Here is a 14,612-nt window from a genome sequence, read left to right on the forward strand (position 1 = left end):
GATGCATACCAACGCTATTACAAGAAGCAAAATCATGCCCCTACATTCAAAAGCAAAAAGAATAAGGTACAGTCCTATATCACCAAACAAACGAGTGGGAATATCGCAATTTTTGATAAGCACATCAAGTTACCGAAACTTGGCCTTGTTCGATTTGCCAAAAGCCGGGAGGTAGATGGCCGAATCATCAACGCGACCATCCGGCGTAATCCAAGTGGTAAGTACTTTGTTTCCATCTTAGTGGAAACGGAAGTGGTTCCATTGCCAAAAACACACGCTACTACCGGAGTTGATTTAGGCTTAAAAGACTTCGCTACCCTTGCGGATGGAACGATATATAAAAATCACCGCTACTTGAAATCGTCAGAGCAAAAGTTACGGAAAGCCCAACAAGTACTTTCCAGACGAGTAATCGGCTCTAGTAATTGGAATAAACAACGAATCAAAGTAGCTCGCCTCCACGAAAAGATTGCAAACCAACGGAATGATTTCTTACATAAGACCTCTACCGATATCATCAAAAACCACGATGTGATTGGGGTAGAAAGTCTACAAGTAGCTAACATGATGAAAAACAAAAGAACTGCACAATCTATCGCAGATGTGTCTTGGTATCAATTCAAGGCCATGTTGAAATATAAGGCAGAATGGTACGGCAAGACGGTGGTGGAAGTGAGTAAGACCTTCCCGAGTTCTCAGACTTGTTCGAGTTGTGGTCACAAAAACAAAGACGTTAAAGATCTGAATTTGCGTGAATGGACTTGTGTCTGTGGAGCCCATCACCAAAGGGATATTAACGCAGGACAAAATCTTAAAAATGAAGCGATAAGACTTCTAACCGCAGGGACTGCGGGGATAGCCTAATCAAAACTTTCGGGTACGAAGGTGTTCTTAGGAATCCCCTACTTCAAACTACTCGGGGAGAGTGGTTAAGTGGCGGGTAGTTCAATAATCTTCGTCTTATTTTTAGTATCACAAATGGGAGCATTTACATCATGGAGAGGGTGGCCGCAATATATTGTTATTGCTGTTGATATTGTTATTATCGTTGTGTATCTAAACTTGTTCTTCTCTATTAATAAACGAATTAACTTTTATAGAAAATTGTAATAGATGTTAATACGGGTCAGCTTATGAGAGGTGGTCCGTATACATAGGATTCACAATAATAGGGGATGCAGTTGCCCCTTCTAAGCCCGGGTCTACTCGGGCTTTTTAATTACCTTGCTATTTTTTTATTTTAGTACCTTGCATTATACAGTAGTGTGTGTTAAATTATAGTCATGGTTATTATCTATACTAAGGTACTATACATTGTATAGTAGTGGAAAAGAGGTGTAAGTTGTGAACGTACAATTTAAAAAAGGCGTACTGGAGCTCTGTGTGCTCGTTTTACTAGATAAGAAGGATCGGTACGGTTATGAATTAGTCCAAAAAATATCGGACCAGATTGCTATTTCTGAAGGTACAGTTTATCCATTATTAAGAAGGTTAACCAAAGAAGGCTATTTTACAACCTATCTAAAGGAATCTTCGGAAGGACCTTCTAGAAAGTATTATGCACTAACTGAGGACGGTAGAGCGTATCTCAAGGATTTATTAGTAGACTGGGAACAATTCACAAATGGTGTTAATCAATTAATTAAGGAGGGTGTAAGAGATGAATAGGGAACAGTTTTTGAGTAAGTTAAATGACTCTTTGAAGCGGCTACCTTCTTCGGAACGGGAAGAAATATTACAAGATTTTAGGGAGCATTTTGAAATTGGAATGAGTGAAGGGAAGTCAGAAGAAGATATTGCAAGTGGACTTGGCTCGCCGCAGCAAATCGCAAAAGAATTAGTTGCAACCTATCGACTAGAGCAAGTTGGAGAAACAGCTAATACTGGAAATGTTCTTCGGGCGGTATGGGCCGTAATCGGGCTTGGTTTCTTTAATCTTGTTATTGTACTTGGACCGTTTGTCGCTCTTGCAGCGATTGTTTTATCCGGCTGGGTATCGGGTTTATCATTGGTATTATCACCGGTACTATATCTAGTAAACGTCATTATCTATCCAGAGATTTTTGCAGCGTATGATTTATTCTTTACACTATTTTTATCCGGGTTGGGAATCTTTATTTTCATTGGAATGTTTTATGTAACACGCTGGTTAAGTAAAGGATTTGTTAAATACTTGAACTTTAATGTAAGAATGGTAAAAGGAGGAATGAAGGATGCCTAAACGTAAGTTATTGACTCTTATTGCTACGAGTCTTGTTATCGTTGGTATTGTTGGCGTTTTATTCACGTATAAGTCATCTGGCGCAGGAGAAGAAGTGAATCAAACAGAAGTGATTAAGAACCCTGATATAACGGAAGTAATGATAGAGTCAGACAATGCAACAATTGAGGTAGAGCCAACAAACGATGAATATATTACGGTTGAGTTTACTGCTAAAGAGACCAAATATAATAAATATAAATTAGAAATTGAAGAGGATGGAGACTCTCTTTCCGTCGAATTAAATGATAAAGCTATCCGTTTTATTCATTTTGATTTAGATTTTGATTTTACAGGACCTCAAATTACGGTGTATCTACCTGAAAAACAATTTGAAGAGTTAAAGATAAATAACGTAAATGGTAAAATTAGTGTTGAAAATATTAATGTAGGAAATCTAAATGCGAAGACAACGAATGGCCGTATCGAAATTGAGGATTCAAAAACAACCAACACAACTGTTTCTTCAGAAAACGGAAGCATAGCGTTAACTTATGTGGGCGGTGACATCACCAGTGATGTCGTTAATGGTAGTACAACATTAATTACGAATGATCTAGATCAGATGATTGATTTAGAATCAGTTAACGGGAAAATAAAAGTCCAAACAGCTAAAGAACCAACCAATGCAACAATTGAAGTTAGCGTAACAAATGGTAAGGTTGATATCTTTGGAAACGATTCCCGAAGTGCTGTAATCGGAGATGGAAAGAATAAAATTAAATTGAAGACAGTTAATGGTAGTGTTACTGTATCTAAATAAGGCACGAGAAATCAAGCTGTATGGGGTGTTTAAACCCTGTGCAGCTTTTTTATTTTCAAAAAAAAAGAACCTTAATGAATTCATTAGCATAGCATTTATAATGCATATAAGTTTCCCTAAGGCAAAAAATAAAGTTTTAGCAAAAAATACTTGACTTATACAAACAGTTCTTATTATATTGTTGGTAACAAATAAAGTTTCCTTAGGGAAAAATAAAAAGGAGAGAGCAAAATGAAAGGTCTTATGAAAAAGTGGATATTCACCGTAGTACTTAGTTTAGGGTTGTTAACGGCATGTGTATCTGAAGATGCTTCGAATGAAAGTGGGGGGGAAAAGATAAATATCGTGACAACGATAGCTCAAATTGCCGAACCACTTTCCGTTATTGGAGGGGAGCATGTGAAAGTTAGTAGTTTAATGGGGCCATCTGTTGACCCTCATTTATACAATGCAACACATGGTGATATAACGAAAATTGATGAAGCTGATATAGCATTCTATAATGGGTTAAATTTAGAAGCGAATATGGTAGATATTTTTAATGAAATGTCCCAATCAAAGCCAGTTCTAGCTATTGGAGATGTCATCTCGGAAGATGCTTTATTAGAAGATGAAACAGGTGCAGTTGATCCGCATATTTGGTTTGACTTGGACCTATGGCAACAAGCTCTAGATGCGGCAGTAGAAGAGTTAAAAGATTACGCCCCAGACCATGCGGAATACTTTGAGGAAAATAAGCAGGCGTACTTTAACAAAATGGCTGAAGTAAAAGAAGAAGCAGTGAAGCTATCCGAAATTCCTTCTGGTAAGCGGTACTTAGTAACGGCGCATGATGCTTTCGGTTACTTTGGAAGAATGCATGATTTAGAGGTTATCGGTCTTCAAGGCTTGAGTACGGACGGGGAGATTGGTGTATCCGATATTCAAGATACCATTCAAATTATTAAAGAATATGAAGTTCCAGCAGTATTCATTGAAAGTAGTATAAATGACAGCTCTATCAATGCGGTTATTGAAGGGGCAATAGATGAAGGAATAGATGTCTCCTTAGGTGGTGAGCTGTTCTCTGATGCAATGGGAGAGGCAGGCACAGAAGAAGGTACGTATTTAGGTATGTATCGCCATAATGTACAGACGATTTATGACGCATTAATGGGAGGGGCGAAATAGATGACTGAGACTGTTTTAAAGGTAAATAATTTATCCGCATCATACAGGAAGAACACGGTACTACATGATGTGAACTTTCAAATTAATCAAGGTACCTTAACAGGGATTGTCGGTCCAAATGGTGCAGGTAAGTCAACACTAATTAAAACATTACTTCAATTACATCCAACATTAACGGGAACTGTTGATTTCTTTGGTCTACCATTCAAAGCTGCACAACAAGTAATTGGTTATGTTCCCCAACGAGGTTCGGTAGACTGGGATTTCCCTACAAATGCTTTAGACGTTGTCCTGATGGGCTTATATGGGAGAATAGGGTGGCTTAAATTACCAAATCGTTCTCATAAACAAATGGCAATGGAAAAATTAGAAAAGATGGGAATGGCAGCATATGCAGATCGGCAAATTAGTCAGTTATCTGGTGGTCAGCAACAACGTGTTTTTTTGGCAAGAGCACTTGTTCAGGATGCGGATTTCTATTTTATGGATGAACCGCTTGCTGGAGTGGACGCTGCAACGGAGAGGGCTATCATGGCAATTTTAAAGGAACTAAAGGAACAAGGTAAAACGGTGATGGTCGTTCATCATGACTTGCAAACAGTGGCAGATTATTATGACCATGTTTTGTTTCTTAACAAAACGGTTGTTGCGCATGGTGACACTACTTCTATATTCACAAAAGAAAATATAGCTCGGACCTATGGTGGCAATATGCGTTGGACATTAAAGGAGGAGGAATCCCATGTGGTCCATTCTCAGTAGTAGTAATTTTCAATGGGTGTTAGCAAGTACGATGATTTTGGGGATTGCTGCTGGTATGATCGGATGCTTAGCATATTGGAAGAAGCAAAGTCTCATGAGTGATGCACTAGCACATGCTGCGTTACCGGGCGTCATCATTGCGTTTCTAATCTTAGGAGAGAAAAATCTATTTCTTCTTATTATGGGGGCAGCGGTAAGTTCTTTAATTGGCGCTTTCTTCATTCAGTGGATCCAGTCCGCTACCAGAATAACCGAAGATACGGCTATGGGAATGGTTTTGTCGATTTTCTTTGGACTAGGAATTATGCTATTAACCATCGTCAACCGGTCTGCGGGTGGTAATCAAAGTGGTTTGGATAGTTTTATATTCGGGCAGGCAGCTTCCATGGTGAAATCTGATGTCATAACGATGCTGCTTCTAGCCGTCGCGGTTATCGTTATTGTGGCAATCGGCTTTAAAGAATGGAAAATTTATTTATTTGATCCTCAATTTGCAAAAGGGTTAGGTTTACCTATTAAAGGGATAAATATAGTCTACACCTTAGTTTTAGTTACAACGATAGTGGTTGGTATTCAAGCAGTAGGTGTAATATTAATAGCAGCTTTATTAATAATACCTTCAGTAAGCGCTAGATACTGGACGAATTCCTTTCTTTATATGCTGATTTTGTCAGCATTATTTGGTGGAGTTTCTGGAGTACTTGGAACGTTTATCAGTGCAGTCGGAAATGGTTGGCCAACAGGTCCGTTTATTGTGATTGTTGCAGCTAGTTTTTTTATCCTTTCTTTAATATTTGGGAAGGAAAGAGGTATTTTAGTTAATCGCTTAGCAATCATCGCGCATAAGAGACAACTAAAATCCAGAAAAAGTTCCTCCTCACTCAAAAGGAGTGAGTTAATATGACTTATACAGTTTGGATTGTTTTAACCGCTGTATTGGTGGGGCTTTCTTGTAGCTTAATTGGAGTATTTCTCATCCTAAGAAAGATGGCTATGATGGCAGATGCAATCAGCCATACAGTGCTATTAGGAATCGTAGTAGCCTTCTTGATAACTAAAGAAATATCTGGTCCACATATGTTAATTGGTGCAATCATAGCAGGATTAGTAACAGCGCTTTTAGTACAGTGGTTACATCAGTTTGATATTGAGCAACATGCTTCCATTGGCATTGTGTTTACCACTCTTTTCGCTATAGGCGTTATCTTAATCGCAACATCGGTTGGGAATGCTCACCTCGATGTACAGCACGCATTAATGGGGGAGATCACCTTCATCCCTTGGGACACTATTACATTGCCTTTCGTTGGTAAAGTGCCTGTCGCAACCGCAATGCTGTCTCTTGTACTAGTGATCGTAATCGTTAGCATTATTGCATTCTATAAAGAATGGAAGATAACTTCCTTTGATCCAGCGTTAGCAGCTAGTCTTGGCATTCCAGTAGTTTTCATGCATTATCTCTTTATGAGTCTTGTATCCATTACAACGGTAGCTTCCTTTGATGCAGTTGGTGCGATTATGGTTGTTGCTATGTTAATTACACCAGCGGCTTCTGCTTATCTGTGGACAGATAAACTTTCCATTATGCTATTACTAAGTGCCTTGTTTGGAGTTACTTCTGCCATCGTTGGTTATTACGTTGCTGCTTGGTTAGATACCTCCATATCGGCTTCTATGGCATTTGCAACGGGGATTTTCTTCTTAATTAGCTTTTTAGGCTCACCGAAACACGGGTTAATCTCAAAATATAACCGAATTGCTAGCTGAATATACCCCTTTGAACGGTATACGATAACAAAATAACCAGGTTATGAATCTTAAGCATAACTAGAACCGTATAAATGTATAAACCATATTCGAAGGAAGATTATGATGAATGACTATGAATTAAAAGCATTTGATGAAATCCAAGCTTGGCGAATGAAAATCATGAAAAAGTCAGGTGTGGTTAACCGATTAGCGAAGAAGGCTCAAAATAAAATCAATGGAATGATTCCGGAGAAAGCCCATCGTATCATTACAGAAAGTATTAAGAAGATGGTGCAAACGACATTAGTTGGATCTAATATAACGACTAAAAAGGCACTCCGATCAACTATGAGCCTGTACGAAAGAGATGAGCTCACGAAAGAAAAACTATCTACTTATCGTAAAACAGCAACTGTGGAGGGAGCAGGTACTGGAGCTGGAGGAATTCTACTTGGCCTTGCTGACTTTCCACTATTACTTTCGATTAAGATGAAGTTTCTGTTTGAAGCAGCTGCTATATATGGATTTGATACGAATAAATATGAAGAACGATTATTTATACTGCATATTTTTCAGCTCGCCTTTTCTAGTGATGAAAAGCAAAGGGAAACGTTGTTTATTATTGAGAACTGGGAAGAGCAAAAAGAGAAGCTTATCGATATGGATTGGCAAGTTTTTCAACAGGAATATAGGGATTATATCGATTTTGTTAAAATGCTTCAATTAATCCCAGGAGTCGGTGCAGTTGTTGGGGCCTATGCTAATTACAATCTTCTCGATCACTTAGGAGAAACTGCAGTTAACGTTTATCGCCTTCGTATCCTGACTGGTCAACCAAGGGATTATTAAAATATGAAAGGGCTGTTCCTAATGGAAAGCCCTTTCATATTTTGGCAAATTTATTTATAATGAAAAAAATCTAAATATTTCGTCGTAATATATTGCATTTCACTCAAAAAGATAGTATTATAACTTTCATACAAAAGTAATATATTGCATATTACTAAGTCTGATAATTTCGAATATGACACCGAGGAGAGAGAGAGATGAAGGAAAAACTATCATTTTCATCGTACGTAGTTGTTGGTACCATGCTTTTTGCACTATTCTTTGGGGCGGGAAATTTAATTTTTCCAGCACAGCTTGGACAAGCTGCGGGGACTAACTTATGGCCAGCCGTACTAGGATTTTTAATTACAGGAGTAGGGTTGCCATTACTAGGTATCCTGGCTATGGGGTTCTCAGGAAGTAAGGATTTACATGATCTAGCGAGTAGAGTTAATCCGATTTATGCAGTTCTATTTACATCACTACTTTATTTAACAATTGGACCATTTTTTGCTGCACCTAGAACTGGAGCAGTAGCATATGATGTTGCCATTGCACCTCACTTAGGTGGTGGGTCAACACCATTAACGTTGTTATTATTTACAGTTGTATTTTTTGCAGTGTCACTATGGTTTTCACTGAATCCTGCTAAAATTGTAGCCAGAGTTGGGAAATTATTAGCACCAGGAATTGTCGTGTTACTTGGAATCCTTCTTGTAGTTGTTGTGTTTAAACCAATGGGTAATGCGCAAGCGCCTTTGGAGGCCTATCAAAGTAATGCGTTTAGTAAAGGTTTCTTAGAAGGTTATAATACGATGGATGCATTAGCATCTTTAGTTTTCGGAATCATTGTTATTAATGCAATTAGGTCATTAGGGGTAACTTCAAGAAAAGAGGTATTAGCTGCCACTTCGAAAGCAGGAGTCGTTGCGATTACATTACTTGGTTTGATTTATGTTGGGATAGCGTATCTTGGATCAGTAAGTGTAGAGGAATTTGGAGTCTTTGATACAGGTGGACAAGTATTAAGTAGTGCTGCCTCTTATTACTTTGGTACGTTCGGAAGCATACTACTTGGTGCGGTAATTATTCTGGCGTGTTTAACGACGAATATTGGTTTAATGACTGCATGTGCTGAATATTTCCATCGCTTAATGCCTAAATTCAGTTACAAGGTACTTGTTACATTCTTTACGACAATTACATTCATCATTGCAAACTTTGGGTTAAGTAATATAATCACTTACTCTATACCTGTTTTAATGTTTCTTTACCCATTAGCAATTGTATTAATGTTATTGACATTCCTATCACCATTATTTAATCATTCCCGTATGGTTTATGTAGCTACAATTGCAGTAACTTTACTAATTAGTGTTATTGACGGGTTAAAAACGCTGTACGGATCTCTTGGAATTGAAGGATATGGTTTCTTTGAACCAGTTGTCACATTCTATTCGAACGTTTTACCGTTTTATAATGAAGGCTTAGGTTGGTTAGCTCCAGCACTAATAGTAATTGTTATTACTGGAGTAATCAGTCGGATCCAGAAGGTAACAGAACCAGCAAGTGTATAAAAAAAGTCGGTGTCCTAAATAGGATACCGACTTTTTACTGTTTAACTTTTTCTGATAGATTGAAATCTTTTAATATATCTAGCCAGTTTTGTTTCATTAATAATGAGGCTTTTTCTTTCTCCCGTTTCTCTATGTATTCAATAATAGTTTCGTGAACTTCTATGGAACTTTCGGAAAGTATGATGGAAGTATGGAAGAACAACCTTCTTACATGCGCTTGTAACTTTTCAACAATTCCACTGATGTAAGTGTTGTTTGCAGCATCAACAATCAACTGATGAAATTGCTCGTCTATGTTCAAGGCTGCATGAAAATCCTTTTGATAGAGCGCATTTGCGAACTCCTGATTTATGCTCTTTAGGGAAGAGATGGTGTCTTTCGTCATATGATCGATGGCGAGTTCTGTAGATAAAGCTTGTAATACAGCCAAAGGTGGTAGTAAATCTCTAATCGACTCTTTCTCTACTTCGGTTACTTGTGTCGCTTTACCAGGGTACATTTTTACGAGACCTTGTGATTCTAGTAATTGTAAAGACTCCCTAACCGGTGTTCTACTTACACCTAGTGCTTCTGCAAGCTCGGTATCATTTAATTTCTCACCTGGATAAAGCGTTCCATCAATAATCCAATGTAATATCTGTTTGTATGCGCTTTCTTTTGCGGTGGTGCGAACTGGCTTAGAGTGATTGGCAGGTACCGGCAAACTAATCCCTCCTCTTTAGAAAACTTTTCTATTCTAGTATACATGAAAAGTCCTGTTGTGAATATGTGAATTTCCATTCAGTATGTTTAATTTGTGTTTTAAAGAGAAAACTGAAACAATATAGAGGTAAAATTTATGTTAAAGGGGCTACTTACAATGCAATGTAAAATAAATAGAAATGCAGCTAAATATTTGAAAAAAATGCTAGAAGCAAGTGATGCACAAGGTAAGATGATTCGCGTATTCGTTACACATCTTCATGGTGATCATGCGCATTATGATATTGAGTTAAGCACACCAACAGAGAATGATGAAGTGGTGAAAACGGATAAAGAGATTGATATTATTTTAGAAAAAGGTAATGAATGGTTAGATGGCATTTGGATTCAGTATTTCCACGTTCCTCAAGAGGAATTGGTCATTACGAATCCGAAGATGGGACATCATCATTAATCAGAAGTATAAAAGACAAGGGTGAGATTCCTTGTCTTTTTCTATGGGCGGGTGGATGGTGTTATTTTTCGTTTTGAAGTGTGAGTGTGTTTGAAATAATGAATGAGGCTGCGCCGTTTTTCATTTTGTGCGTGGGTTGTGTTTGAAATGAAGAAAGGGGAACTGTCATTATTCAATTTGAAGTGGGAATATGTTTGAGATAATGAATGAGGATGCGCCATTTTTCATTCCGTACCGGGATTGCGAATGAAATGAAGAAAGGGGAACTGTCATTATTCATTTTGAAGTGGGAATATGTTTGAGATAATGAATGAGGATGCGCCATTTTTCATTTCTCACCGGGATTGTGAATGAAATGAAGAAAGGGGAACTGTCATTATTCATTTTGAAGTGAGAATATGTTTGAGATAATGAATGAGGATGCGCCATTTTTCATTTCTCACCGGGGTTGTGTTTGAAATGAAGAAAGGGGAACTGCCATTATTCATTTTGAAGTGAGAATATGTTCGAGATAATGAATGAAGATGCTCCATTTTTCATTTTGCACCGGGATTGCGAATGAAATGAAGAAAGGGAAAGTGTCATTATTCATTTTGAATTGTGAATGAGCGTGCATTAAGAATTAAGTAATAAAGTAATAGCCATAAAATAAAACCGCAAGTACACTTAGTTACTCGCGGTTTTTCGCTCATAATAACCCCATCTTTTTCTATTTAATAACTGAAAATGCTGTTTCAATATTCGCAAAGTCCTTTGTTCGGATACCATCCCCCCACACCATTCAAATATTTTTGCTTTGGTAACTTTCTCCTCTGGGAAAAGGATTTTGAATTCCTGTACGCTACGCACCACGGCCTGTTGCACCTTTTCTTTTTCTCCGCATTCCCTACAGTAGCAGTAATGTCCTTTTAAAGAGATCGATAGTGAGTTGCAATGGTGACAAGTAATTCCTTTGTTTAATTCCTCGAATGTATAATCTGGAATGTTCTTTATTGGATAATCCGATTGGTGGAGGGAGATAAGTTTTTTTCCAATGCCCTTATTCTGATTAGTAATCTTTCCAGAGTGATTTTGGTTAAACTTTCTCATCAAGGAGTTAATCTGTGTCGGGAGAATAAAAGGTTTATCAGGAGTAAGATTGTAAAGAGTAAATTCAGGATTAATGAAGGTTACGGTACCTTGGAGATTTACTTGAAATCCATGTTGTTTTAAAAGTCTTTTTAGTAGAGTCACAGCGCGGGACAATTGATGTTCGGGGTTCTGAATTTCATAATTCATGTTCTTGTAAAACATGTCTTTTTCTTTGTCATAAACATGTTCACCTTCAAAATTTTTAACCTCAAATAGTTGAATGATGGTAGGAAATATTATTAGCGTGTCAATTTGAAAGTCTTTTGAATCGAAGTTTAAAAGTAGGTCTTTAATTATGAGGTAGTCGCACTGTAACTGATCGGCAATGATTCGATCAAACATTAATTCGCCCTCATATCCTTTTTGGAGATTGGAGTACGTTTGTTTTTCTTTAGTAGATAACTCAAATCGCGGAGCTAGACTACTAAACAGTTGCAGTTCCTTTGGCATGGTTCGTTTTTTAAGTTCCATTTTCCACATCCTTTAGCACTTTTTGGTAATAATATAGCAAACTCTATTAGTTTTATCAATTAGATTACTATAAAAGATAGTTAACTATAGTAAGGCGTAGAAGGAATAAAAGATGACGATCAATGATCATTCTTCAAACTACATTTCCATCTAAATCTGTTCTGAAAAAGAATAATGAACATGTGCCAAACTACATTTTCATTCAAATCTGCTCTAAAAAAGAATAATGAGCACATGCCAAACTACATTTCCATCCAAATCTGTTCTGAAAAAGAATAATGAGCATGTGCCAAACTACATTTTCATTCAAATCTGCTCTAAAAAAGAATAATGAGCACGTGCCAAACTACATTTCCATCCAAATCTGTTCTGAAAAAGAATAATGAGCACATGCCAAACTACATTTCCATCCAAATCTGTTCTGAAAAAGAATAATGAACATGTGCCAAACTACATTTTCATTCAAATCTGCTCTAAAAATGAATAATGAGCACATGCCAAACTACATTTTCATTCAAATCTTTTTTGAAAAAGAATAATGAGCACATGCCAAACTACATTTCCACCCAAATCTGTTCTGAAAAAGAATAATGAACATGTGCCAAACTACATTTTCATTCAAATCTGCTCTAAAAAAGAATAATGAGCACATGCCAAACTACATTTCCATCCAAATCTGCTCTAAAAAAGAATAATGAACAAGTGCCAAACTACAATTCCATCCAAATCTGCTCTAAAAAAGAATAATGAGCACATGCCAAACTACATTTCCATCCAAATCTATTCAGTAAAAGAATAATGAGCACACACCAAACTACATTTCCATCCAAATCTATTCAGTAAAAGAATAATGAGCACATGCCAAACTACATTTCCATCCAAATCCGATCTAAAAAAGAATAATAAATACGCACCAAACCTCATTTCTCCTCCCAACCAATACTGAAATGAAGAATGCCCTTGCACACCTAACACCCACAAGAAAAAGGGCATCCATCTGGGTGCCCTTTCCCTCACAATAAAAGCTTAATAAGGTTCTGCGTCGTGTCCTTTTTTTACGGCGTCGTCTACTGCTTCGGCTGCGTCTGGTTTGCCTAGTGGATGGAATTCTTCGCCTGCTTCCATTTTCATATTGCCTGTCTCTTTTGTTTTTGCAGCGATTCCTTCACGAAGTCTACGGCCATATTCTTCATCAGCTTCTTCTGCTAAAGCAATCATTTTATCTTGGATTCGTTTATCACATGTTGCCAAGTCATTGACGAGGTTGTTAATTAACTCGTCTTTTTCCCATTGTTCAAAGCGGCGATACGTTTCACCAGCTTGTTTCGTATTATCATTGCGTTCGATCGATTCACGGACTAAGTTACCTTCTACCTTAGGTGTATGCTCTGCTCCAACCTGTTCTGCTTCTTTTAATCCACCTAGGAAGGACGGTTCATAATTGACGTGTGGATTTTGCCCAGGTGCTTTATCGTTATAATGACGAAGCTGGCCACCTTCTTGGTTCGTTGCAACTCGTTTTTTCGCGGCGTTAATTGGTACTTGTAGATAGTTAGCGCCAACGCGATAACGCTGTGTATCAGAGTAAGAGAATGTTCTACCTTGTAACATCTTATCATCGGAGAAGTCCAGACCGTCTACGAGTACACCTGTACCAAAGGCAGCTTGCTCAACCTCCATAAAGTAGTTCTCTGGGTTTTTATTAAGCACCATTTTACCGACTGGTAACCATGGGAATTGGTCTTCAGGCCATAGTTTTGTGTCGTCCAGTGGATCAAAATCAAGCTCTGGATGCGGACCATCTTCCATAATCTGAACAAATAGTTCCCATTCCGGATAGTCACCTTTTTCGATTGCTTCATATAAATCCTGTGTTGCATGGTTCACACTTTTAGCCTGAATCTCGGCAGCTTCTTTTACTGTTAAGTTTTTTATACCTTGTTTCGGTTCCCAATGATACTTTACAAGAACAGCTTTTCCTTCGCTATTAACCCATTTATAGGTGTTCACTCCAGATCCTTGCATCATACGGTAGTTTGCTGGAATACCCCAAGGTGAATAAACAAAGGTCACCATATGGAAGGATTCCGGTGAGTTGGAACAGAAGTCAAAGAAACGCTCCGGATCTTGCATGTTCGTAACCGGATCTGCTCGGAAAGCATGGATCATATCAGGGAATTTCATGGCATCACGAATAAAGAAGATTTTTAAGTTGTTTCCAACTAAATCCCAGTTTCCATCCTCCGTATAAAATTTAATGGCAAACCCACGTGGATCACGGGCTGTTTCTGGTGAATCATTCCCACCAACTACCGTTGAAAAACGGACAAATACAGGCGTCTGCTTCCCTTTACCATTGAAAACTTTCGCGCGTGTATACTTGGAAGCAGGTTCATCCCCGACTGTCCCATAGGTTTCAAAGTAACCATGTGCACCAGCACCGCGAGCATGCACAATACGCTCTGGAACTTTTTCACGGTCAAAGTGACTGATTTTCTCAATGAAATCATAGTTTTCTAGTGTTGCAGGTCCACGGTTACCTACTGTGCGTATGTTTTGATTGTTTGTAACGGGATGACCTTGTCTCGTTGTTAATGTGTCATCATTTTCAATATTTGTCTGTGGAGTTTCATTTGATTTATCCACTAGTATCGCCTCTTTTCTATGTACTTAAATACAGTACTATGCTTACCAAGATTGCGATAAAATAATCTTATTTTTGGTGGATATTACAAAATATTTGGT

General features: G+C 37.8%; 15 protein-coding genes. 12 read left to right on the forward strand and 3 right to left on the reverse strand.

Annotated elements, in window-relative coordinates; genetic code table 11:
• The 11 genes from tnpB to brnQ all read left to right on the forward strand — a co-directional run.
• Positions 1 to 864 (forward strand): IS200/IS605 family element RNA-guided endonuclease TnpB (gene tnpB / locus TE34_RS11465; protein WP_047984960.1); only part of this gene is annotated, 864 nt, incomplete at its 5' end.
• A gap of 69 nt (positions 865 to 933) precedes the next feature.
• Entirely contained in the window at positions 934 to 1,110 is a 177-nt protein-coding gene (locus TE34_RS21050; protein ID WP_157037624.1) for a hypothetical protein, read from the forward strand.
• 234 nt (positions 1,111 to 1,344) lie between these two features.
• Positions 1,345 to 1,668: a PadR family transcriptional regulator gene (locus TE34_RS11470; protein ID WP_047984961.1), complete on the forward strand. Its 324-nt coding sequence runs from the start codon at positions 1,345 to 1,347 to the stop codon at positions 1,666 to 1,668.
• The gene (locus TE34_RS11475; RefSeq protein WP_047984962.1) at positions 1,661 to 2,221 is read left to right on the forward strand and encodes an HAAS signaling domain-containing protein; all 561 of its coding nucleotides are present in this window, start codon (positions 1,661 to 1,663) and stop codon (positions 2,219 to 2,221) included. Before TE34_RS11470 ends, TE34_RS11475 begins: the two co-directional genes overlap by 8 nt.
• Positions 2,214 to 3,023, forward strand: a complete 810-nt coding sequence (locus tag TE34_RS11480; RefSeq protein WP_047984963.1) for a DUF4097 family beta strand repeat-containing protein — start codon at positions 2,214 to 2,216, stop codon at positions 3,021 to 3,023. The genes TE34_RS11475 and TE34_RS11480 overlap by 8 nt, the downstream gene beginning before the upstream one ends.
• A 231-nt stretch (positions 3,024 to 3,254) precedes the next feature.
• Positions 3,255 to 4,193, forward strand: coding sequence for a metal ABC transporter solute-binding protein, Zn/Mn family (locus TE34_RS11490; protein WP_047984965.1), 939 nt, complete (start codon positions 3,255 to 3,257; stop codon positions 4,191 to 4,193).
• The gene (locus TE34_RS11495) at positions 4,194 to 4,955 is read left to right on the forward strand and encodes a metal ABC transporter ATP-binding protein (protein WP_047984966.1); all 762 of its coding nucleotides are present in this window, start codon (positions 4,194 to 4,196) and stop codon (positions 4,953 to 4,955) included. It abuts the gene before it with no gap.
• Positions 4,936 to 5,859, forward strand: a complete 924-nt coding sequence (locus TE34_RS11500) for a metal ABC transporter permease (protein ID WP_047984967.1) — start codon at positions 4,936 to 4,938, stop codon at positions 5,857 to 5,859. Before TE34_RS11495 ends, TE34_RS11500 begins: the two co-directional genes overlap by 20 nt.
• The gene (locus TE34_RS11505) at positions 5,856 to 6,722 is read left to right on the forward strand and encodes a metal ABC transporter permease (protein WP_047984968.1); all 867 of its coding nucleotides are present in this window, start codon (positions 5,856 to 5,858) and stop codon (positions 6,720 to 6,722) included. The genes TE34_RS11500 and TE34_RS11505 overlap by 4 nt, the downstream gene beginning before the upstream one ends.
• 105 nt (positions 6,723 to 6,827) lie before the next feature.
• Positions 6,828 to 7,553 (forward strand): EcsC family protein, encoded by a 726-nt coding sequence (locus TE34_RS11510; RefSeq protein WP_047984969.1) that lies wholly within the window; start codon positions 6,828 to 6,830, stop codon positions 7,551 to 7,553.
• 197 nt (positions 7,554 to 7,750) lie between these two features.
• A complete protein-coding gene (gene brnQ / locus TE34_RS11515; protein ID WP_047984970.1) occupies positions 7,751 to 9,109 on the forward strand; it encodes a branched-chain amino acid transport system II carrier protein in 1,359 nt (452 codons plus the stop codon).
• Between the two features lie 34 nt (positions 9,110 to 9,143).
• Here brnQ and TE34_RS11520 read toward each other — a convergent pair whose 3' ends face one another.
• The gene (locus TE34_RS11520) at positions 9,144 to 9,812 is read right to left on the reverse strand and encodes a GntR family transcriptional regulator (protein ID WP_047984971.1); all 669 of its coding nucleotides are present in this window, start codon (positions 9,810 to 9,812) and stop codon (positions 9,144 to 9,146) included.
• A gap of 156 nt (positions 9,813 to 9,968) precedes the next feature.
• Here TE34_RS11520 and TE34_RS11525 point away from each other — a divergent pair, with 156 nt between their 5' ends.
• Positions 9,969 to 10,265 (forward strand): heme biosynthesis protein HemY, encoded by a 297-nt coding sequence (locus TE34_RS11525; RefSeq protein WP_047984991.1) that lies wholly within the window; start codon positions 9,969 to 9,971, stop codon positions 10,263 to 10,265.
• A 666-nt stretch (positions 10,266 to 10,931) separates the two neighbouring features.
• Here TE34_RS11525 and TE34_RS11530 read toward each other — a convergent pair.
• Together TE34_RS11530 and TE34_RS11535 are read right to left on the reverse strand one after the other, a co-directional pair.
• Positions 10,932 to 11,867 carry a nuclease-related domain-containing protein gene (locus TE34_RS11530; protein WP_047984972.1) on the reverse strand — a complete coding sequence of 312 codons (936 nt, stop codon included), beginning with the start codon at positions 11,865 to 11,867 and terminating at the stop codon, positions 10,932 to 10,934.
• A gap of 1,026 nt (positions 11,868 to 12,893) precedes the next feature.
• The gene (locus tag TE34_RS11535) at positions 12,894 to 14,519 is read right to left on the reverse strand and encodes a catalase (protein ID WP_407944365.1); all 1,626 of its coding nucleotides are present in this window, start codon (positions 14,517 to 14,519) and stop codon (positions 12,894 to 12,896) included.
• Positions 14,520 to 14,612 lie beyond the last annotated feature (93 nt).

Origin of the sequence: Ornithinibacillus californiensis, assembly GCF_001038485.1 — a bacterium.
Taxonomy (GTDB): Bacteria; Bacillota; Bacilli; order Bacillales; family Amphibacillaceae; genus Ornithinibacillus; species Ornithinibacillus californiensis.